Raw genomic sequence first — 20,957 nt, 5'->3', positions numbered from 1 at the left:
TGTCCGCTATATGCGAGAGCCTGGAACCATGACCGACCAGACCTGGAGTCCCCTGCTTCGAGAGCAGTTCAATTGGCACTGGACCAACCAGCTACGCGATCGCCTCGACGGGCTCACCGACGACGAGTATTTCTGGGAGCCGACGCCCAGCTGCTGGAATGTGCATCCACGCGGCACCAGCGTCGCACCCGTGCAGGCGGGGTCTGGCGCGATGACCATAGATTTCGCGATGCCGATGCCCGACCCGCCACCGTTCACGACGATCGCCTGGCGACTCGGGCACGTGATCGTCGGCGTGCTCGCGATGCGCAATGCCGCGCATTTCGGTCGCGCGTCCACCGACTACCAGTCATTCGAGTACGCCCCGACGGCGACGGCGGCACTGGCCCAGCTCGACGCGGAGTACGCCATCTGGCTGGCCGGGGTCGAATCCCTCGGCGAAACCGGCCTCGCCCGACCGTGCGGGGCGGCGGAGGGGCCGTACGCCGAGCGCCCGCTGGCAGCGCTGGTGTTACATATCAACCGCGAGCTGATCCACCATCTGGCCGAGGTCTGCCTGCTCCGCGACCTCCACGCGCACACCCATAAGGAGGCGAGCTGAGATGGCCCGCGAAGTACAGATCACCTTCGATTGCGCCGACCCCGCCGGCTTGGCGGCGTTCTGGGCCGAGGCGCTCGGTTACCAACTACAGGACCCACCCCAGGGTTTCGAGTCGTGGGAGCAGGCCCTCGAAGCGATGGGCGTGCCGCCCGAGAGCCGCAATGACGCCTCGGCGGTGATCGACCCCGAAGGCACCGGACCACGGCTGTTCTTCCAGCGGGTGCCCGAGCCCAAGCAGGTCAAGAACCGCGTGCACCTCGATGTGCGAGCCGCCCCGGGGCTAGCGGGCGACTCGCGGATGGCGGCGTTGGAGGCGGAGGCCGAGCGGCTCGTCTCCCACGGCGGCACCCGGCTCCAGCGCTACGAGCCCGCTGCACCGCTGGGCGCCGGTCACATCGTGATGGCCGATCCCGAGGGCAACGAGTTCTGCCTCGACTGACACCTGGACGCGGGGATCCTCGCCCACGATCGGAGTCCATGCGGCGTTCGAATCACGCAGTGCCGCAATCGCTTCCCGCACCAACCGCGCGGGATCTTCGGTCGCATCGAGCACGATCCCCGCCTCGTCGACCGACAGTGGCTCCAGCGCCGCCAGTAACGATCCACAGTTCATCGACAAGGTCCGCGACGTGGTCGGACTGTATCTCGATCCGCCCGAGAAAGCGCTGGTCCTGTGCGTGGACGAGAAATCCCAGATCCAGGCACTGGGCAGGTCGGCACCGGTGCTACCGATGATGCCGGGCATGCCGCAGCGACGCACCCACGACTACATCCGTCACGGCATCACCACATTGTTCGCCGCCCTCGACGTAGCCACCGGCGAAGTCTTCGGCTCGATCCACCGTCGTCACCGCGCGATCGAGTTCAAGAAGTTCCTGACCAAACTCGACACACAGGTCCCCGCCGAACTCGATGTACATCTGATCTGTGACAACTACAGCACCCACAAAGCACCCGCCATCGTGAAATGGCTTGCCGCACAACCCCGCTTCCACATGCACTTCACCCCCACCTACTCCTCGTGGCTCAACCAGGTCGAACGATGGTTCGGGCTACTCACCGACAAGAAACTCCGCCGCACCGCCCACCGATCCCTTTACGCGTTGGAGAAAGACATCCGTACCTGGATCGCGAACTGGAACACCGACCCGAAACCGTTCACCTGGACCAAGACCGCCGACCAGATCTTCGAACGACTCGCCTCATATCTTCAACGAATTCCCGGTGCAGGACACTAGACCCTCGGCGTGTATACGCCCTGTTCGCGTTACTCGGGTCAGGGCAGTTCACATAGCGCACCGCGTCACCCGACGAGGGGTGAGGCGGTGCGTTTGCCTTCGCGGTCTCGCCATATTCGGCGAGGCGGGCCGCGCGGTTCTCCGCAATGTCGTCGCGGGCGCATTCCCCGTCCCCGGCCAATTCTTCGTACAACCCTTCCGGAGCGGTGTAGTCGTCCTCGGTGCCGGCCGGCAGTTCGGCCGCCCGCACCGCCGACGGAATGCTGCTGTCCGGCGGGCCGGCATAATTCGATCGCTGTGGCGGTCGCCGTTTACTACAGTCCGGGCCGTGGACACACTTGAACTGCTCGCGCTCGAAGCCCGGACCACATGGGGATGGACCGACGGCGGTCTCGCCGGTAACACTATTGCTGCTACAGCAGTCAGCGTCGATGGACGATCCGTCACAGTTTCCGGAATGACACGACCGGCCCCGGCAGAGACGATCGCTGTCGCGATCTCGCGCTGCTGGCGACTGAACGCCACGAACCCACGGAGAGGACTACCCGCCGGTCTCCGCCTCGTGACCGCGCCGGTCCCACTGGAACCGCCGGACGGATGGACAGCCGGGCAATGGGGCAAACTCATGAGCGGCAACCACGGCCCCTGGGCAGCAATCACCGACGGTGATCGTGCGGTCAGCCTTGCCCACTGCGCGCGCCTCACCGACCGCGCCGCTGAAGTCGGTGTAGAAACAAATGAAGCCCACCGCGGCTGTGGCCTCGCGGCAACGGCCGTGAACGCCTGGGCGGATCAACTCGCAGCCCGGGACTTGATCCTGTTCTACAGTGCCGACGAGGACAACATCGCCTCCCATCGCGTCGCGCAAAAGTGCAAGGCGACGCCGCTCGGCCATCTCATCCACATCACCCCGGCCGTGACAGCCGATTAGCCTGTGTATCGAGGTCGGGTGGAGGCCGATTCTCACCTGTATGGGCCCATTTGATGGACTGGTCGGGTGGTTTCTTCGCCACCCTCCTTATCCGCACCCGGGTCCGTCGAGCGCGGGGTCCAAGGAACTCGCGTCGCCGCGGTGAACCGAGCCCTCCCTGCATCGCTGCGGAAACAACCGATCCCGTCCGGCTGCGGAGCAACCGGTACACACTCGGGCAAAGTCGCGGGGCACGAGCCGGGGAGGCCGGCACCGGTGGATTCAGAATGCATAGCGGTGGTATTGAGCCATCATCCGCACCGCGGGAGCCAGCGACATCAGTTTTCCGGTCAATCGGTAGCCGCCGGAAACGCCGCGGCGGAACGACTCGGAATCGAACACCGAGATCGCGTCGAGCCGACGTAGACCGGAAACCTTGGAGACTATGTCGTCGGGGCCGTTGATCGCCCAGTGCAGTGTTGAACCGGAACGCCGGACGATGGTGTTGATCTTCTGGGACCGGATCCCCAGGGAGTTGAACACGTCGAATTGAAGTTCGCCGCAAGGGAAGTGCTCAACCACCGCGCGGAAGAGGCCGATGCCCTCGGCTTCGGTCAGGTACATGGTGAGGCCCTCGGCGATCAACAGCACCGGTTGGTCCCCGGCGATGTTCTGCAGCCAATCCGAACTCGTCACAGAGGCCGGTACACGGTGGTAGTGCTCGCGGGAGGGATACAGCTTCTCGTGAAGATCGATCACCTCCGGGTAGTCGACGTCGTACCACTCGACCCCTGGCCCGGGGTCCAGCCGGAATACGCGGCTGTCCAGCCCGCAACCGAGGTGCAGCACCGTAGCTCGCTGATGCCGGGCGAGGAATTCCCGCGCCCAGAGGTCGAAGTGCACCGTGCGGCTGGTCACGCCGGATTGGTTGCGGGCCGTGATACTGGTGCGGTGCCAGTCGTAGTCGATACGGCTGACCGCATCCCTGGCCCAGATGTCGCGCAACATCGAATTCTCGGCGCCGGCGTCGAGCGCCTTGGCATACAACGTCGCAAGCATCGTCTGAGGCGCCCCGCTCATGTCGACATGGATCTTCTCGCCAGCGGGCAGACCGCCATCCGTTGAACACATGATCAACATATTAAACACTCGTTCAGCGTTTTTTGTAATCTCGGCGGCCGAGTCATCGAACAAGTTCATTCGCTGCCCCGGCGTTCGGTCATGATGGACGCGAATTCGGTTACGAGCCTGGCCAAGTCGGTCAATTCGGTGCATGTTGCGAGGAGCCGGTCGTGACGCGAATAGCAATCCGATGATTGATATCAGGTCCGCAGTGCCGTCGTTGCGGCGTGCAGAGCGGTGCGCGCCGATTCGAGAGTGTGGCGTCCCATCAGCACCTGGATCATCAGTCCATCAGTGATGGCGATGAGTTCGTCAGCGATGCGGTCGGCGTCGACACTCGCGGCGATCTGTCCGTTCTGCTGTCCCAGCGTCACCAACGATCTCAGCCCTTCGGTGAGTCCGCGGTAATGCTCGCGCTGGGCGGCGGCGACGGTGGGATCGACGGCCGCCTGCGCGGTGAAAGCGATCCAAACTCGTGCCTCGACCAGATCCTCGTCACACACGAGCAGCGCGGTCAAGATTTCCTCGACCATGGTGACGACAGACTCCGGGTCAAGTGATGCCGCGATCCGAGCCTTCGCGCGTTCGGCAATCCGCTGGTTCACGTGCTCTTGCGCGAAGATCAGCATCTGCTGCCGAGTCTGGAAGCACCGCTGCACCGCACCCATCGAGACTCCGGCTTCGGCCGCCACCTCACGCAGCGTCGCGGCCTCGATACCCTCCCGGCCGACCAGTCGGCACACCGCTTCGGCGACCAGCCGGCGACGACTATCGTGATCCACCTTTCTCGGCACTCCGACATCATACCGATGCAACTGCATCGAAACGATGCTAGGGTTTCGATGCAGTTGCATCGAAAAAGTTTCCAGAAGGAGGGGTTGGCATGTCGAGACAAGCCGGCTCGCGGTGGGCCTCGGTCTTGCGTTCGGTCAGTCTTCGGGGCGGCGAAAGGAATCCAGCGGTGCCTGACCAGTCACGCAGGTGGCTCCTTACCGCGGGAGCGCTGGGCGCCGGCACAGTGGTGGCCGGATGCTCCACTCGTAGTGGAGCGCATACCGGACGTGAGCCACGGACGTTCGTGATCGTGCACGGCTCCAACGGAAACGGCGCTGCCTACACCACGCTGCAGACCGCGCTAGTGCTCGCCGGTCACCGCGCGGTGGCGGTCGACCTGCCAGGACACGGCCCAGCGGCTCGGTTTCCGCTCTCATACCAGGCACCCCAGGATCTGGCCAGGCTGGCGAACGAACCGTCGCCGCTGGCCAAGGTGCGATTGGCCGACAACGTCGAGCACGTAGCAGGTGTGGTACGCAGAGTCGCCGAGTACGGACCGGTGGTGCTGGTGGGGCACAGCCTCGGCGGTGCCACCATCACCCGAGTCGCCAACGAAATCCCCCACCTCATTGCACGACTGGTCTACTTGACCGCCTTCTGCTGTGTCCAGCTGCGCAGCGTGCTGGACTGCCTCCTGACGCCGGAGGTGGGCGAGTCGTTCGGGTCGGCGATTCCCGGTCTCGGTGATCCGCAGAAGACCGGCGTGACTCGAGTCAATTGGCGTTCAGCCGACCCCGAGTTCCTGGCAGCCGCGAAAACCACCTTCGCCGAGGATTACGACGACGACACCTTTCGTTCAGCCCTGAACATCCTGGAGCCCGACGAATCAGTGGCGGTCGGGACGGATGACGCCCGCGGCAACCCATCCACCTGGGGTCGGATTCCGCGCAGCTACATTCGGTGCTCCCGGGACCGCCTCCTGCCCCTGGCACTGCAGGACCGAATGATCCGCGAAGCGGACGCGGCCACCCCCGGCAACCGATTCGACGTCCATACACTTGACGCACCACACTTCGGCCCCGCCGATCCCCAGCCGATAGCCGATATCCTGCTGTCGATCACGAATCGCTAGACGAAACCGATCGGCTGATTGAGGTGGTTGCTGAGCGTTGTTGTGGCGCTGATGGTTTCATGAGCGGCTGTGCGTGATGATGGAATTCGTCGCCCTCCGCGTACTCGACCGGCAGTGCCTGCGCCAGCAGCTTTCCGACGGTCGACTTCCCGCAGCCCGAAACACCCATTGCGACAATCAGTGGTGCATCGGTCCGCTCGGTCATCGCGCTCCTAGGCTGTCGGTCATCGATCGCGGCCACGCGGAGGCGACGCCGCTCGGCCGTCCGGATCAGACACTAGCCAAGGCGCGGGCCCGGCTTCATCGTTCGGGTCCCGCGCGCTATCTCTTCATCGAGTAGGGCGTTGCCAGGGCTACGTACTACCGTCGGAGCCGGACCCGATACCAGAACTCGTCGCGAGTGTCACACGACCGATTGGTGACCGCCCGGCGCGACGGCAGTGGCATCCTCGGGCAACATAACAAGCATGGAACTACGTATCTTCACAGAGCCGCAGCAGGGCGCCGACTACGACACCCTGCTCACCGTCGCGAAGGCCGCCGAGGATTTGGGATACGACGCGTTCTTCCGCTCCGACCACTACCTGCAGATGGGCTCGGCCGACGGCCTGCCAGGTCCGACCGACGCCTGGATCACCCTCGCGGGGCTGGCCAGGGAAACCGAGCGGATTCGCCTCGGCACCCTCGTCACCGCCGCCACCTTCCGACTGCCCGGCCCACTGGCCATTCAGGTCGCCCAGGTCGATCAGATGTCCGGCGGGCGCGTCGAACTCGGCCTTGGCAGTGGCTGGTTCGCCGAGGAGCACGCCGCCTACGGAATTCCATTCCCGGACAACAAGTTCGATCGTCTCGAGGAACAACTCGCGATCATCACCGGCCTGTGGTCGACCAAACTCGGCGACACCTTCGACTTCACCGGTGAGCACTACCAGCTGACCGACTCCCCCGCGCTGCCCAAACCGGTTCAGAACCCGATTCCGGTGCTGATCGGCGGTCAGGGCACCACCCGCACCCCGCGTCTGGCCGCCGAATACGCCAACGAGTTCAATATGCCGTTCTCCTCGGTCGAGAGCAGCGCGCAGCAGTTCGATCGGGTCCGGGCGGCTGTGGAAGCCCGCGGGCGGCAGGCGGACGAAATGGTCTACTCGAGCGCTCTGATCGCCTGTGTCGGCACCACGGACGCCGAGATCGAGCGCCGCGCCGAGGCGATCGGCCGCGACGTGGACGACTTGAAGTTCAATGGCCTGGCCGGGTCGCCGAACCAGGTCGTCGACAAGATCGGACAGTACGCCGAGATCGGCGCCTCCCGGATCTATCTCCAGATTCTCGACCTCGCCGACCTCGATCACCTCGAACTGATTGCCGCACAGGTGAAATCGCAGCTCTGAACCGGTCCGGGCGCACGGCACCGGTAGCAGAGCGCCTGACCGGCCCCGCACATCGACGTAACCGAACGACCCGATCGGCCGGTGGGTAGCCTTTCGGGTGTTCTGACTCGATGCGAAGGGAACCATCGTCGCGATGCGACCGCTTGAAATGGACGATCCGGCGTGGATCGGGGACTACCGGCTTCTGGGCCTGCTCGGCTCGGGTGGCATGGGCCGGGTATACCTCGGACGCAGTGCGGGCGGCCGCACGGTCGCGGTGAAGGTCATCCGGCCCGACCTGATAGGCGACACCCAGTTCCGTGAGCGCTTCCGGCGGGAGGTCACAGCGGCGCGGCGGGTCGGCGGGCAGTTCACGGCCGCGGTACTCGATGCCGACGTCGACGCCGATCCGCCGTGGCTGGCGACCGGTTACGTCGCGGGGTTCTCGCTCACCGAGGCTGTCGACCAGTTCGGCCCGTTCACCGAGAACGCACTGCTGGTACTCGCGCACGGACTCGCCGAGGCGCTGATCGCGGTCCACGGGGTCGGCGTCGTGCACCGCGACCTGAAGCCGTCGAATGTGCTACTGGCCATCGACGGACCCAAGGTGATCGACTTCGGCATTGCCCGCGCGATCGAGGACAGCGCGCTCACCACCACCGGCAGTGTCATCGGCTCACCGAGTTTCATGTGCCCCGAGCAGGTGCTCGCCTCGCCGGTCGGCCCGGCGGCCGACGTGTTCGCGCTCGGCGGGGTCCTTGTGTTCGCGGCGACCGGGCACGGTCCCTTCGGCGTCGGCGACACAGTGCAGATGCTGTTCCGCGTGGTCTACGAGGAGCCGCAGCTCGATGGTGTGCCGCAGCGGCTGCGTCCATTGATCGCCGCCTGCCTGGCCAAGGACGCCGCCGCCCGCCCGACGCCCGATCAGCTGCTCGCCGCGCTACAGGACATCGGCGTCCCCCAGCGCGCGGGCTGGCTACCCGCCCCGGTGCTCGAAGAGGTGAGCAGAAGGGCGGTGCAACTGCTGGACCTGGACTCCGGTCCGGTCCGGGTGCCCGATTCATTGCGCGGGCAGCCGATGGATCCGTCGCGGTCGGACCCGACGATCTCGCGGCTGGAACAGGGCTACCTACCGACGATCCAATCCCGGACGCGGGACGCCGGACATTACGGGGCACCCGCGCAGTCGGTCGGCTCGCCTCAGCCCCCGCTGTCCTATAGCGACGAGGCGACGCAAAGCAGCTGGTCAGGGCAGCATGACGCGCCCCAGCAGTGGTCCGGATACCAGCGGGCAGCCATGCCCGGACCGCCCCCGAGTGGAGATTCGCCGCCGCCCGCCGCGCGGCCGGAAAAGAGCTCGGGCGGGCGTCGCGTTGCCTTGATCACCGGCGCGGTGGTGGCCTGTGTGGTTGTCGCGGGCGGCGCATTTGTTATCGGGGGCCAACTGAAGGGCGACTCCACCGCGGCGGCGGACACCACGCCGACCGCCGCCGCCACCTCGCAGGTGCCCGCATCCTCCGCCGCCGTCGAAACATCCTCCGCGACATCCACCACCACCGCCGCCGATGATGGCGCGTCGGTACCTTCCGCTTTCGTCGGTCACTGGACCGGGGTCGCCAGAGACGTGATCGTCTCCTTCGACATCGACCTGAAAATCCGCGACGGAAAGACCGGTGAGGAGATCGGGAAGTCGTCGAACACCGGTTCGGTCGCGCACGAAAAGTGCACTCGCGTCGAGAGTTTGAACACCGTGGGCACCAACGAGATAACCCTGATAGCACAGTTGGTCAACAGCTCGACCAACTGCATGGACAACGGCTCGATCTCGACGCTCACCCTGCGCCCCGACGGGACGCTCAACTACAGCATGCCGGGAATTCTCGGCCCCATCACCGGCGTCCTCACCAAGAAGGACTGATCACCGCGTCTATTCGGCCTTCTCGAAAACCACTGCGGGACCGAGCAACTCGATATCGGACGCGGCCAAATCCGAGTCGAGGTCGCCATCGCGGGCGAGAAGATCGGCGTAGCGGCCGTCGAGTTCGAGTAGTTCATGGTGGGTTCCGCGTTCGATGAGCCTGCCGTGATCGAGGACCACGATCTGATCGGCGGCACGAATAGTGGAGAGGCGGTGGGCGATGGTGATCGTGGTGCGGCCCGCCGACAATGCGTCGATCGCGGCTTGGACCTCACGTTCGGTGCGGGTGTCCAGTGCGCTCGTCGCCTCGTCCAAGACCAGGATCGGCGGATTGCGCAGGATGACCCTGGCGACCGCGAGCCGTTGCTTCTCACCACCGGAGAAGCGATAACCGCGCTCGCCGACCAGGGTGTCGTAGCCGTCAGGCAGGCCCGCGATATGGTCGTGGATCTGCGCGGCGCGCGCGGCTTCGTGCAGTTCCTCGTCGGTGGCATCGGGTTTCGCGAAGCGAAGGTTATCGGCCACGGACGCATGGAACAGGTAGGTCTCCTGCGAGACCACGCCGACGGCGGCGGACAGGTCGGCGAAGGACAGCTCACGCACATCGGTTCCATCGATGGTGACTCGTCCCGCGGTCGCGTCGTAGAGCCGTGCCACCAGATAGCCGAGAGTGGTCTTGCCGGAACCGGTTTCGCCGACCACCGCGACACTGGTCCCGGCCGGAACGGTGATGTCGATGTCGCTGAGCACATTTCGAGTTCCCGGCCCGTAGGTGAAGCCGACGTGATCGAAGCGCACCTCCCCCTCGGGGTTCGGCAGCGCTTGCGGCCGTAGCGGTTCCTCGATATCGGGCTTCAGGTCGAGGTACTCGAAGATCCGTCCGAACAGTGTCATCGAGCTCTGTACCTCGACACCCGTGTACAGCAGTTGCACCATCGGCCGCAGCAGGCTGTTCTGCAAGGTGGTGAACGCGACCAGCGTGCCGATCGAGACGAGCGGATGCCCGGCGGCGACGGTGAGTCCGGCGACCCAATAAATTACAGCGGGCATCGCCGACATGATGATCTGGATCGTCGACTGCCGCCAGCGTCCTGCCATGCCCGCACGAATCTCCAGGTCGACCAGTCCGCGCGACTCCCTGGCGAAATTGTCGATCAGTGCGGGTGACCGCCCCATGGTGCGCCCGAGCAGGATACCGCTCACCGAGAGAGATTCCTCGACGATCGCCGACATACCGGCGAGCTTCTGCTGTCGTTGCGCGGTGATCTTGCGTCGTTCGTCGCCGACACGGCGGCTCACCCATACGAAGAACGGCAACATGATCAGCGAGACCGCGGTCAGCCGCCAGTCCAGCGCGATCATGGCGATGATCGAGGCGACAACGGTGGTGAAGTTCGAGACCAGCGAGGTAGCGGTCGAGGTGACCGTCGACTGCATGCCGCCGATGTCGTTGGCGATGCGCGACTGGACCTCGCCGGTGCGGGTGGTGGTGAAGAACGACAACGGCATTCGCTGCAGTTGGGTGTAGACCGCCGAGCGCAGATCGTGCATGACCTCCTGGCCGACCGCGGTGGACAGATAGGTCTGGAGCACGCCGAACACGCTGGTCGAAATAGCGACGGCGACCATGCCGGCCGCCAGCAGAGTCAACAGGCCGGTTCGGCCGTTGGGCAGCGCCTCATCGAGGACACCACGCAGCATGAACGGCGACGCGAGCCCGACGATCGAAGACAAGCCGACCAGCGCGGCAACCAGCGCCAGGCGGACACGATATGGCCGGAAGAGCCGCATGATCCGGCCGAGTTGAGATCGTGGGGGCGGCATAGGCGCCCTCCTTTCGCAGAAACTATTCCTAGAACTGAGTATGGCTCATAATTATTCCACTGAATAATGAGTTAAGCTCAGACCCGTGGATTCCGCTCCCGAAAGTGACCTGCCCGAGCTGTTTCTGCGCGCCGCCAAACGGATACGCCGCAATCAGGCGACCCGGCTCGCGCCGCTGGGCCTCACCCCCGCCCAGGCTCGCGCGTTGCGCATCATCGCAAGACAGCACGAACCGCTGCGCATGGCCGCGCTGGCCGAACGGCTCGAGATCGTCCCGCGCTCGGCGACCACCGTCGTCGACGCACTCGAGTCCGCAGGCCTGGTGACCCGCACCGCCGACCCGTCGAACCGTCGCTCCACCCTGATCACCCCCACCGAAGCAGGCCGCTCAGTTCTGACGCGAATGGCCACCACTCGTCGAGAGGCCGCGACAGAGCTATTCGCCGCCCTCTCCCCCGAACAACGCGAAACGCTCCGCGAGTTACTCGCCACACTCGATTCGGTCGACGAGCACCCAACCGAATCGGTTACCTGAGCAGCTGCCGGCCGAAACAATCCGTGCGGCAATGTGTTTCGCGAACGATCGTTCCGGCCCTCCTTGAACCGCGCGGTCGGTGGCGGATAAGCGTGTCGACAGCCGGTCGAGTCGGTGGGCAAGAAATAGGATGGACGGGATTCGGTTCGGCTTGATAGCGTGCGCGAGACCGTGACATCACGCGAGGAGGTGAGACCCATGAACGCAATAACCATGTGGGTGCTCCCACTCGTGTTCACGGTTCGGCGATTGACGTAGGTGTCGCCGGGAGCGCCTCGACAAGGCAATCCCGAAAGGCAACACCATGCATTTCACCTCTGAGACATCATCGAACGGTGTCATCGAACGTAACTTCACCCTGGATGAGATCACCGGCGTGCTCTGGTCGCCCACATCCGGAACCGTTGGCGCACCGCTGCTGCTGTCGGGGCACAGCGGCGGCATGCACAAGAAGGCGCCGGGGCTGGTAGCCGGTGCACTCCACAGCGTGACCACCTATGGGTTCACCGTCGCCGCCATCGACGCGCCCGGACATGGTGACCGGCCGCGAAACCTTCAGGATCAACAGTGGGCCGAGGCGATCCATCAGGCCCGGGCGGCGGGCGAGCCGATCGCCCCGATCGTCATCGACTACAACATGTCGCTGGCGGAGCGTGCGGTGCCGGAATGGCAGGCGACCCTGGACGCCCTGCAGGCGCTGCCCGAGATCGGCGCCGAAGCGCCGATCGGCTACGGCGGCATGACGTTGGGCGTCGTGACCGGGCTGCTGTTGACGGCGGTCGAATCCCGGATCGCCGCCCTGAGCTTCGGTGGGGTTTTCGTGGACGACGCTCTGATCGAGGCGGCAAAAAAGATCACCGTCCCGGTCGAGTACCGGATTCCGTGGGACGAGGAGGAAATGGACCGCACCTGCGGGGTCGCGTTGTTCGACGCCTTCGCCTCGAAGGAAAAGACACTGCACGCCCACCCGGGCAGGCACAACCAGGTGCCCGAATACGAGCGCGACAGCTCGGCCCGGTTCTTCGCCCGCCACCTCGGCCGGGCCACCGACACGGCTTCGGACTGACGTGACCGGTATCGGCGTCCGGCCCCGCGCCGAACGCCGATACCGCCATTGCCACGATCCTGCCGGCCAGGATCAGAACAGCGTGTCGCGTACGCGCAACGGCCGGTAGCCGGTGGATGCCGCCGAGTTGGCATACCGTCCGGCGTGACAGTCCTAGGCTGAGTCCATGACGCCGTTGCAGCGCTACATCGTCGAGGAAATCGCTGCCGATCATGCCGACGGGTTGTTGACCAGGCGCGAGGCTTTGCGTCGTCTCGGACTGCTCGGCCTGGGCGCCCCGGCCGCAGTGGCGGTACTGGCGGCCTGTTCGAGTGACAATAAGACCTCGAGCCCGGCGCCATCGGCAACCGGATCAGCGGCCCTCGCCCCGCCGGGCACGAGCACCGCGCTACGTACCTCTCCGATCACCTTCCCCGGCCCCGACGGTCGCACCTTGCAGGCCGCGTGGGCGGCGGCCGAACAGCCACGCGGCGGCGTGCTCGTGATTCACGAGAATAAAGGGCTCACCGACCACATTCGCTCGGTCGCCGGACGTTTCGCCGGCGCCGGATACTCCGCCCTCGCGGTCGACCTGCTCTCCGAGGTGGGCGGCACCACGACCTTCACCGACCCGGCGGCCGCCACTGCCGCGCTCAGCAATATCTCCCAGGATCAGTTCAATGCCGATCTCGCGGCAGGTGTCGATGAACTCGAGCGACGAGTGCCGGGAAGAAAGCTGGGCACCACCGGCTTCTGCTTCGGTGGCGGACTGGTGTGGTCACTGCTGGCGTCGGGCGCACCGAAGTTGGCCGCGGCGACGCCGTTCTATGGACCATTCCCGGACAACAGCGATCTTGCCGGCTCGAAGGCCGCAGTGCTCGCCGTCTACGCCGCGCTGGACGCGCGCGTCAACGCGTCCCGGCCCACAGCCGAGGCGGCATTGCAGCGGGCCGGGCTGCCCTACGAGGTTTTCGTGGCTCCGGACGCCGATCACGCGTTCTTCAACGACACCGGGCCCCGATACAGTGCCGCCGCCGCGACCGAAGCATGGCGACGCGTGCTGGACTGGTACGGGACCTACCTGAGTTGACCAACTATCGGTCGCCGACACGCGAGTACGTCACAGGCAACGAACCGCACACCGGTCGAGACGCCCACGCCATGGCATATCGGTGAACTCGACCGCTCCGATCAACTCTTCCCGGTGCTGCGCCGATGCAAGGCGAGTTGCAGGTCCAACAGCAGGCGGTCGGCGTGGTCGTCGAGGTGCATGCCGAGAATTTCTTCCACCCGCCGGATTCGATAGCGCAGAGTGTTGGGGTGGACCTGGAGTGCGGTCGCGGAATTGCGCACGTCGCCGTGTTCACGCAGATACGTCTCGACGCTTTCGCGCAGGTTGGCGGAGTGTTTGCGGTCGTAGGCCAATAATTCGTCCAGGCGCGGGTCGTGCAATTCCGAATGGGTGCCGAGGACATCGAGAACCTCGCCGAGCAGTACCGCCGTGCGGGATTCGGCCAGCGTGGTGACCCTGCCTCCGGGGTAGGACGTCACGGTGCTGTCGAGCACCCGATCGACCTCGATGCGGGCACCGGCGACGTGGGCGAGGTCGACGACGGAATGCGCGATGGCCGCGCGCAGCACGAATGAACCTTTCGATTCGAACTGCTCGACCAGCTGTCGGGCCCACGCGGTGACCGCGCGCTCGGATCGGTAGCGGGGCAGCAGAACGTACACCCGATCATCGAGCGCGGTGACTACCGCGTCACGCCGAAAAGAGCTGGCGTGCAAGCGAAGCATGCCCGCCAAGCCGGGTCCCTCGGTCGGCCGTTTCGCCACGCCGGTGACCGCGAATCCGACCACCGCGGCCGGACCGGTCACCGGAATATCGAGCGCGCCGGCCACCTCGGCCATATCGATGCCGCCGCCACCGGCTCCGAACAGCCGATGAATCAGCCGAGTCCCAGCCGAAGGCTCATCGAGGCTGCGGGAAATGACGCGGGCGGCGATGGCCGATGCGCCCCGCAGTATCTCCGCCGCATCGGATTCGAGCGGTCGGTCGCCCTGCTGTAGCCAGATCGCGCCGAGCACCCGGGGCGCACCACCGCCGCGCGGCAAACGGATGCTGACGACCAGTCGTCGTTTGATGCCCAACTCTTCGTCCGCGGGCACATCGATCACGTCATCGGTGCGGCGCAGGCGGTCGAACACGCCACGCTTCTGCAGCACCCGCAGATAGTCGCGCGGGCCCTCGCGGCCGAGGATCGATAGCACCCGTAGCTGATCGGCGGTCCCGTCCGCGGCGGAATAGGCCAGCACATGCGACTGCGGGTCCTCGATGGACACCATGCCGCCCGCGTTCTTGGCGACCATCTGGGCCAGGCCGAACAGGTCGATATCGGTGGTGACCACCTCCCGCAGCGCGACACCCGCTTCGATCTCACTCTTATTCGCCACGACCTGCCTCCGTTCACGCACCTGCGCGTTGTGTTCGGCCAACCGGACAACGCACACATCCCATCTTTGTCCGGTTGGCTCATCCTCCGGGCACTTTTCCGGTGTTGACTTCGGACCTGACCCGAAGAAAAGGAGGAGTAACCATGGACGCTATCGTGACCACACCGCAGCCGCTCAACGAGCCGGTGGGCGCGTTCGCCCCTGGCAGCGCCGAACGCGCCGGGCGCGCGCTTCGGGCACCGACGACAAGGCGGGATCGGCCCAGAACCTGATGCGCTGGATCTCGGCGCGCACCATCAAGGAGACCTTCGTGCCGCCGACCGAGCACCGATACCCGCACCAGGCAATGGAATCGGAGGACAGCTGACGCGGGCCGAAGCCGACTGCCGCGACCTCTCCGGCCCCGATTCGCGAATTCGACTGCGCAAGGGCGCATATAAGCAACCAGCGTCGGTCGCGTTTCAGGCGAAGGCCGAAGTCGACGAATCCTGTCTGCGCGGCCTTCACATCCTGGTCAACGGTGCGGGCTATCCGATGCTTGCCATCCACGACCCCGCGATCATCGAAGCCGCGTGCCACGACATCGCGGCGGCCGGGCGAAGCACCGACGGGTCGAGTTCCAAATGCTTTACGGCATAAGGGATATCGAGCAGCGGCGGCTCGCCGAACAGCAACACCTGCGGGTCTACCTGCCCTTCGGCGACCAGTGGTACGGCCATGCGCAGGCCGGCCGAACGTCCGGCCAATCTCGGCTTCTTCCTGCGCGCGCTGGTTCCCGGCAACCAGCGCTGAGGCCCGGCTGTCGTTCAATCGGACAAAGGCACCTGAACGTTATTTATCCAACTCGCCGATCACACCGGCGCTGTGGTCGTATTAGCTAGCTCCAGACGAAAAGTGTGATCTGGGTTACTGGCTCGCGGCAGTGGCGCAGGGGACGAAAGGATGCCTATGTCCATCGCGGAGTTGCGCGGTCAAATGCTGCGCCGTAAACCCATCGGCCGCGTCGAGGACGACGAAGCTCCCGCCGACGAACAGTTGGCACGATCACTCGGGCTGTGGCAGCTCACCGCGATCGGTGTCGGCGGCATCATCGGCGCGGGCATTTTCACCCTCGCCGGTTCTGTCGCGCATTCCGTGACCGGACCGTCGGTACTCATTTCGTTCCTGATCGCCGGCGTCGCCAGCGCGTGCGCGGCGCTCTGTTATGCCGAATTCGCGGGCATGATCCCGAAGGCCGGTTCCGCCTACACCTACGGCTACGTCTCGCTCGGCGAGCTGGCTGGATGGTTCATCGGCTGGGATCTGCTGCTGGAGTACATCGCGGTGGCGGCGGTCGTCGCGATCGGGGTATCCGGATACTTCCGGTTCCTGCTCGGGCAGTCGACATCACCCCGCCCGACTGGATGATGGGCGCGTCCGGCACCGGAAACGGCCATGTGATCGACGTTTTCGCGGTGCTGTTCTGCCTCGGCACAGCGTGGTTGCTATCGCGTGGTATCCGCAGCGTCGGCCGGTTCGAAACCGTCGCGGTCGGCATCAAGGTCGCGCTGGTGCTGCTGATCATCGTGCTTGGTGTCTTCCATATCGACAGCTCCAACTACACCCCGTACTTCCCGTTCGGCACCGGCGCGGTCTGGACCGGCGCCGCGACGGTGTTCTTCGCCGTCTTCGGCTATGACGCCATGAGCACCGCCGCCGAGGAATCGATCGAAGGAAAGAAGCATCTGCCCAAGGCGATCATCTACTCCCTCGGCATCGCGATGGTGCTCTATGTACTGGCCACGCTGGTGCTGACCGGCATGCAGAAATACACCGAGATCAGCCCGACGAGCGGCTTCTCGACCGCCTTCGAGGCCGTCGGCATGCCGAGTATCGCGAACATCATCGCGATCGGAGCGATCGTCGGCATCGTCACAGTGGTGCTCACCTTCATGCTGGGCGTCACCCGGGTATGGTTCGCCATGAGCCGCGACGGGCTGCTGCCCGAATGGTTCGCCAAGACCCATCCGGTGCGGAAGGTGCCGACCCGGGTGACCTGGATCGTCGGTGTCGGCGCCGCGATACTCGCGGGCGTGCTGCCGATCAACACGGTTGCCGAGCTGACCAATATCGGCATCCTGATGGCGTTCATCGTCGTTTCGGTTGCCGTGATCGTATTGCGGCGTACCCGCCCCGACGAGCCGAGGGAGTTCCGGCTGCCGCTCATGCCGGTGATTCCGATCATCGGCATCGGCTTCTCGATTTACCTGATCTGGTCGCTGCCCTGGGAGACATGGGTGCGATTCGTGGTCTGGCTGATCGTCGGCCTGTTCGTCTACTACTTCTACTCGCGCACCCACTCGAAGCTGAACGCGGGCACGGCCGAGACGTCTACGGCGATTTAGCGAATTCCGAAGGGACACAGACGGATCGGCGCCATCTCACACCAGCACACCAACGGCAGGCGCTCACCGAGTACCACCACTGCGAGCAGTGTCGCGACGCCGGCCTCGGCGAGGGGGGCACCGAGCCCGCGGGTGCTCGGACGACCGTGACCGGTGAGCCAGGCGAGCAGACCGGCGGATACCGGCGCACTGCCCAACGTGATCACCGTGGCCACAGCGACACCTACATAGGTGATGGCCGGATAGAAACTGAGCGGATAGCCCGCCACCGCGATCGCACCGAGCAGCAGCAGACCTCGCTCGGTACGGGTGCAGCTCAGGCGGGCACCGCCCGTGGAAACGAACAGCAGCAGCCCGCCGATGGCCACGCCGGCGAGCCGATGGCCGCTGTGGGCGGGGCGGCGGGGCAAATGAGCTGGAGTGCCCCTCGTTCCCCAGGCCACAGCGGCGGCGAGGACAGGCATCGGTCCGGTGAAAAGGCTTGATTTCGGCGTTCTGGAGGACCTGGCGACAGCCAGTGAAGTGGTGCCGATTCGGCACAGTCGTGAACTTCCGTCGTCGAATTCCGGGTGAAGTTGGATTCGAAACGGGCGCACGACAGCACACCTCGACCGCGCGACGCGTCAGCCGGGTAGTCGGTCAGAAATTCAGCAGGTGCGCCCGATCAGGCGCATGGAGGCGGAGTGACGGTGTGCCAGGAAGTGTTCACCGGTCGAAGGTATACCGAGGCCGACACCCATCGCCTTCGAACAACGTTGCCGGTAAGGCGATCCGATGAACCATGTTCTGTAAGGTCGGAATCGTGGCCACTGCGTCGAAGCCGTACCAAAACACTCCGATCGATGATATCGATCGAGTGCTGCTCGATCAGCTCGCGCGCGACGGGCGCATGACGAACAATGCGCTCGCCGCATTCGCGGGCATCGCCCCCTCGACCTGTCTCGGCCGTGTCCGATCATTAGTCGAGCGTGGTGTCATCCGCGGCTTCCACGCCGATATCGACCCGGCCGCGCTCGGCCGGAATCTGCAGGCCATGATCGCGGTCCGCGTGCACGGCAACGCGCGCGCGCATCTCGCCGAGTTCGGGGAGCAGCTCGCCAAACTGGACGAGGTGCTGAACGTCTACTTCATTGCCGGCGCCGACGACTATCTGATTCACGTCGCGACCGCGAACACCGACGAGCTGCGGGTGTTCGTGCTCAACAATCTGAGCGCGCACCCCGCGGTCGCCTCGACGGAGACGATCCTCATCTTCGAGCACGTGCGACCGAGGAATCGCGCCGTCACCCCTTGACGACCGTTATGCCACCAAGCGCTGTGCACGGTAATCATGTGCTGCCGCAACGGATTCCGATAGCAACATGCCATGGTGGGTGCTGAGTCCGTTCGCCAGACCCTGATCGGCGTCCGTTGCCTCGCGCCAGCCGCGCTCGGCCAGCGAAATCACGTACGGCAGTGTGGCATTGGTAAGCGCGACCGTAGAGCTGTATGGCACCGCCCCGGGCATATTCGCCACGCAATAGAAGACGGTCTCGTGCACCGGGTAGGTCGGATCCGCATGGGTGGTCAGTCGCGAATCCTCGAAGCAGCCCCCTGATCGATGGCGATGTCGACCAGTACCGCGCCCGGCTTCATCTGCGCGACAAGGTCATTGGACACCAATGTCGGCGCTTTCGAGCCCGGCACCAGAACCGCGCCGATGACCATATCAGCATCGCGCACAGCGGTCTCCACCTCCAGCGCGTTGGAGGTAATGGTGCGTATCCGGCCACCATAGCGGGCATCTAGATCACGAAGGCGAGAGATATCCAGGTCGAGCACGGTCACATCCGCGTGCATCCCGACCGCGATGGCGACGGCATTACCGCCCGCCACGCCCACCCCGATCACCGCGCCGCCGCAGCGGGCAATCTGCCGCTCAGCCGCCCCATCGACGTGCTGGCCGCCACCATGCACTGCGACTTCAACCTGACCAGCGAACATCACGTATTCATCGACCTGCCAGTGGTTTTCGATCCGAACATCGCGAAATCCGTTGTCGGAATGCCCTTTCGGTGAAGCTAGGGCTACCCGGCGCGGCTCGATGGTTCCCCAATTGGCTCGCCGACGAATGGCGGGCGAAGCCCGGCCGACATCAGTTGGTGAGACCGCCGATCATCTGGACTCGGCTTCCGTCCCAATGGAATCGAACATCGGTGAAGTTGCCGTCGGTACAGGTGTCGCAACTGGGCGAGGACCGGTAGCTCAGGCCGACGGTGTCATCGTTGGTGTGTTCACGGTCCAAAGTGATGAAGCGATAGTTCTCGCGGGTCGCGGCGCCGATGTAAGCGCTCTGGTGAAACAACAGTGCCTGATTCGTCGATTCGGCCGTCGCGCCGTCGATCGTGACGATGACCGTTGTCAGCGTCACGCACGGGTCGAAGTTGCCGACGAAGGTGCGCGGATCGGTCGACCACAGTGAGCGGGTGCTCTCCTCCATCGGCAGGGTGGCGACCGCGGACTGGATTACCGGCGAATTCAGATCGACTCCACACAGTCGCGCTGACACCGCGGTCGAAGCCGCCGATGCCGAGGGCGGTGTGGCGGGCAAGATGATGTTCGCGGGCGGCGACACCGTGATGGTGGGGCCGACGACCTCCGTGGTCGACCCGCACGCGCTGCCTGCCAGCGCCAGGCCGGCGAGGGCGACAGATAGCGCGGGCCGCGGGCTGTTCATCGTGTCAGCTGCCCACGACGACGCATGCCCATCCGACCGGGACGCCGGTCGCCACCCGGATATCCACGGTGGCGACGATATCGTTGTTCGGTAGCTGGAGCGCGGAAAGCGTATGGACGCCCGGGGTGGTCGGCGACCACGTGTAGAAGGCGACCCCACCCTGCGGGGCGGTGCTGCCGAGCGGGACGCCGTTGTCGTAGAAATACACCGGATCCACGGCCTGAGTGAGATTGGCGCGCAACGTGTAGTGGCAGCCGGTCCCGTAATTCGTGGCCAATCCGTAGCTGTTCTCCGGGAACACGCCGAGCTGTCGCACCGCGGCGCCCGCACTCGGCGTGGCGACGGCGATGGCGGCCGTCGTGGCCGCGAGGGTGGCCGCCGTGGCCATCGCGCGCAGGCGCCACCGCCGGGCCGTAGATGCTTCGACGGTGTCGGTGCCGGTATTGCCGCAGCTCATTATTGCGTCCTCGTCGTTCGACAGCAGGGCCCGAGCTTCAACAAGATCGGTGAATCGTCGATCTACCAGGGCGAATGTTGTGCGGAAATCACCAAGCAGCGCCCCATCGGGGCCGTGACCCGCTGCGCATGATGATATCGGCTCGATCCCGCGGCGATCCTCGGATCAGCCGAGCGATTCGACCGAAAGCGCGGGTGCGTATCGGCCGCCGTTGTTCATTCGGGTCTCGGCGGCTCGATAGTCGCCGGCGCGGTGGCCGGGGGCGTCGTGACCGGAGTCGTGGTCGGCTGCGCCGGCCGGACCTTGTCGCGCGGGCCCACAACCGAAAACAGGATCGCGAAGGTGACCAGTAGCGCGCTCGCCACCACAACTATGACGATGCGAGCGCCGACAACCCAGTTCCGCAGGCGTCGGCGCCGCGCCGCGCGTTCGTATCGAGCGGTACTCATGAGAACCCCTTCTGACCCGCTGAGCCGTCGG

General features: G+C 65.3%; 19 protein-coding genes and 4 pseudogenes. 13 read left to right on the top strand and 10 right to left on the bottom strand.

Annotated features, from left to right (window positions below; all coding sequences use genetic code 11):
* Window positions 1-28: 28 nt before the first annotated feature.
* From LKE06_RS20940 to LKE06_RS33280, 4 genes and pseudogenes are all read left to right on the top strand, one after another.
* Window positions 29-601: a DinB family protein gene (locus tag LKE06_RS20940; protein WP_228001025.1), complete on the top strand. Its 573-nt coding sequence runs from the start codon at window positions 29-31 to the stop codon at window positions 599-601.
* Between the two features lies 1 nt (window position 602).
* Window positions 603-1,040 carry a VOC family protein gene (locus LKE06_RS20935; protein ID WP_228001024.1) on the top strand — a complete coding sequence of 146 codons (438 nt, stop codon included), beginning with the start codon at window positions 603-605 and terminating at the stop codon, window positions 1,038-1,040.
* 154 nt (window positions 1,041-1,194) lie between these two features.
* Window positions 1,195-1,839, top strand: a pseudogene (locus LKE06_RS20930) (IS630 family transposase); the annotation flags it as partial.
* Window positions 1,840-2,296: 457 nt separating this feature from the next.
* A complete protein-coding gene (locus LKE06_RS33280; RefSeq protein ID WP_372477401.1) occupies window positions 2,297-2,770 on the top strand; it encodes a GNAT family N-acetyltransferase in 474 nt (157 codons plus the stop codon).
* Between the two features lie 261 nt (window positions 2,771-3,031).
* On the opposite strand, the gene LKE06_RS20920 is transcribed toward LKE06_RS33280, so the two are convergent.
* Together LKE06_RS20920 and LKE06_RS20915 are read right to left on the bottom strand one after the other, a co-directional pair.
* Window positions 3,032-3,859 carry a class I SAM-dependent methyltransferase gene (locus LKE06_RS20920; protein WP_228001283.1) on the bottom strand — a complete coding sequence of 276 codons (828 nt, stop codon included), beginning with the start codon at window positions 3,857-3,859 and terminating at the stop codon, window positions 3,032-3,034.
* 212 nt (window positions 3,860-4,071) lie between these two features.
* On the bottom strand, window positions 4,072-4,665 hold the full coding sequence (locus tag LKE06_RS20915) for a TetR/AcrR family transcriptional regulator (protein ID WP_228001022.1): 594 nt from the start codon (window positions 4,663-4,665) through the stop codon (window positions 4,072-4,074).
* Window positions 4,666-4,832: 167 nt separating this feature from the next.
* Between LKE06_RS20915 and LKE06_RS20910 the strand changes: the two genes are divergently transcribed.
* Entirely contained in the window at window positions 4,833-5,777 is a 945-nt protein-coding gene (locus tag LKE06_RS20910) for an alpha/beta hydrolase (RefSeq protein WP_228001021.1), read from the top strand.
* Here the strand turns inward: LKE06_RS20910 and LKE06_RS33275 are convergent.
* Window positions 5,764-5,946 carry a shikimate kinase gene (locus LKE06_RS33275; protein WP_372477409.1) on the bottom strand — a complete coding sequence of 61 codons (183 nt, stop codon included), beginning with the start codon at window positions 5,944-5,946 and terminating at the stop codon, window positions 5,764-5,766. The two genes, LKE06_RS20910 and LKE06_RS33275, sit on opposite strands and share 14 nt — an antisense overlap.
* A gap of 298 nt (window positions 5,947-6,244) precedes the next feature.
* Here LKE06_RS33275 and LKE06_RS20900 point away from each other — a divergent pair, with 298 nt between their 5' ends.
* Window positions 6,245-7,165, top strand: coding sequence for an LLM class F420-dependent oxidoreductase (locus LKE06_RS20900; protein WP_228001020.1), 921 nt, complete (start codon window positions 6,245-6,247; stop codon window positions 7,163-7,165).
* A 133-nt stretch (window positions 7,166-7,298) separates the two neighbouring features.
* The gene (locus LKE06_RS20895) at window positions 7,299-9,062 is read left to right on the top strand and encodes a serine/threonine-protein kinase (RefSeq protein ID WP_228001019.1); all 1,764 of its coding nucleotides are present in this window, start codon (window positions 7,299-7,301) and stop codon (window positions 9,060-9,062) included.
* A 9-nt stretch (window positions 9,063-9,071) separates the two neighbouring features.
* Here LKE06_RS20895 and LKE06_RS20890 read toward each other — a convergent pair whose 3' ends face one another.
* Complete coding sequence (locus LKE06_RS20890; protein ID WP_228001018.1) at window positions 9,072-10,886, bottom strand: ABC transporter ATP-binding protein; 1,815 nt, start codon at window positions 10,884-10,886, stop codon at window positions 9,072-9,074.
* A gap of 85 nt (window positions 10,887-10,971) precedes the next feature.
* Here LKE06_RS20890 and LKE06_RS20885 point away from each other — a divergent pair, with 85 nt between their 5' ends.
* The 3 genes from LKE06_RS20885 (at window position 10,972) to LKE06_RS20875 (ending at window position 13,556) form a co-directional block, all read left to right on the top strand.
* Window positions 10,972-11,421, top strand: a complete 450-nt coding sequence (locus LKE06_RS20885) for a MarR family winged helix-turn-helix transcriptional regulator (RefSeq protein WP_228001017.1) — start codon at window positions 10,972-10,974, stop codon at window positions 11,419-11,421.
* A 304-nt stretch (window positions 11,422-11,725) separates the two neighbouring features.
* Window positions 11,726-12,487, top strand: a complete 762-nt coding sequence (locus LKE06_RS20880) for an alpha/beta hydrolase (protein WP_228001016.1) — start codon at window positions 11,726-11,728, stop codon at window positions 12,485-12,487.
* A 166-nt stretch (window positions 12,488-12,653) separates the two neighbouring features.
* On the top strand, window positions 12,654-13,556 hold the full coding sequence (locus LKE06_RS20875) for a dienelactone hydrolase family protein (RefSeq protein WP_228001015.1): 903 nt from the start codon (window positions 12,654-12,656) through the stop codon (window positions 13,554-13,556).
* A 101-nt stretch (window positions 13,557-13,657) separates the two neighbouring features.
* Here LKE06_RS20875 and LKE06_RS20870 read toward each other — a convergent pair whose 3' ends face one another.
* Window positions 13,658-14,920 (bottom strand): PucR family transcriptional regulator, encoded by a 1,263-nt coding sequence (locus LKE06_RS20870; protein WP_228001014.1) that lies wholly within the window; start codon window positions 14,918-14,920, stop codon window positions 13,658-13,660.
* Between the two features lie 363 nt (window positions 14,921-15,283).
* On the opposite strand from LKE06_RS20870, the pseudogene LKE06_RS20860 reads away from it, so the two are divergent.
* Window positions 15,284-15,712: pseudogene (locus tag LKE06_RS20860) on the top strand (proline dehydrogenase family protein); the annotation flags it as partial.
* A 156-nt stretch (window positions 15,713-15,868) separates the two neighbouring features.
* A pseudogene (locus tag LKE06_RS20855) lies at window positions 15,869-17,304 on the top strand (amino acid permease).
* Here LKE06_RS20855 and LKE06_RS20850 read toward each other — a convergent pair.
* Entirely contained in the window at window positions 17,301-17,672 is a 372-nt protein-coding gene (locus LKE06_RS20850) for a hypothetical protein (RefSeq protein ID WP_228001013.1), read from the bottom strand. The pseudogene LKE06_RS20855 and the gene LKE06_RS20850 sit on opposite strands and share 4 nt — an antisense overlap.
* Window positions 17,673-18,085: 413 nt before the next feature.
* On the opposite strand from LKE06_RS20850, the gene LKE06_RS20845 reads away from it, so the two are divergent.
* Entirely contained in the window at window positions 18,086-18,598 is a 513-nt protein-coding gene (locus LKE06_RS20845; RefSeq protein WP_228001012.1) for an Lrp/AsnC family transcriptional regulator, read from the top strand.
* A 6-nt stretch (window positions 18,599-18,604) separates the two neighbouring features.
* On the opposite strand, the pseudogene LKE06_RS20840 reads toward LKE06_RS20845, so the two are convergent.
* The 4 genes and pseudogenes from LKE06_RS20840 to LKE06_RS20820 form a co-directional block, all read right to left on the bottom strand.
* Window positions 18,605-19,281: pseudogene (locus LKE06_RS20840) on the bottom strand (alanine dehydrogenase); the annotation flags it as partial.
* A gap of 157 nt (window positions 19,282-19,438) precedes the next feature.
* Window positions 19,439-20,020: an LppP/LprE family lipoprotein gene (locus LKE06_RS20830; RefSeq protein WP_228001011.1), complete on the bottom strand. Its 582-nt coding sequence runs from the start codon at window positions 20,018-20,020 to the stop codon at window positions 19,439-19,441.
* A 4-nt stretch (window positions 20,021-20,024) separates the two neighbouring features.
* Window positions 20,025-20,477, bottom strand: coding sequence for a hypothetical protein (locus LKE06_RS20825; protein ID WP_228001010.1), 453 nt, complete (start codon window positions 20,475-20,477; stop codon window positions 20,025-20,027).
* Between the two features lie 215 nt (window positions 20,478-20,692).
* Complete coding sequence (locus LKE06_RS20820) at window positions 20,693-20,926, bottom strand: hypothetical protein (RefSeq protein WP_228001009.1); 234 nt, start codon at window positions 20,924-20,926, stop codon at window positions 20,693-20,695.
* Between the last annotated feature and the right edge of the window lie 31 nt (window positions 20,927-20,957).

The sequence above is a fragment of the Nocardia australiensis genome, assembly GCF_020733705.1.
In the GTDB taxonomy this organism is placed as follows: domain Bacteria; phylum Actinomycetota; class Actinomycetes; order Mycobacteriales; family Mycobacteriaceae; genus Nocardia; species Nocardia australiensis.
Note: the sequence above shows the minus strand (reverse complement) of the source record. Positions and strands in the feature narration are given on the sequence as shown.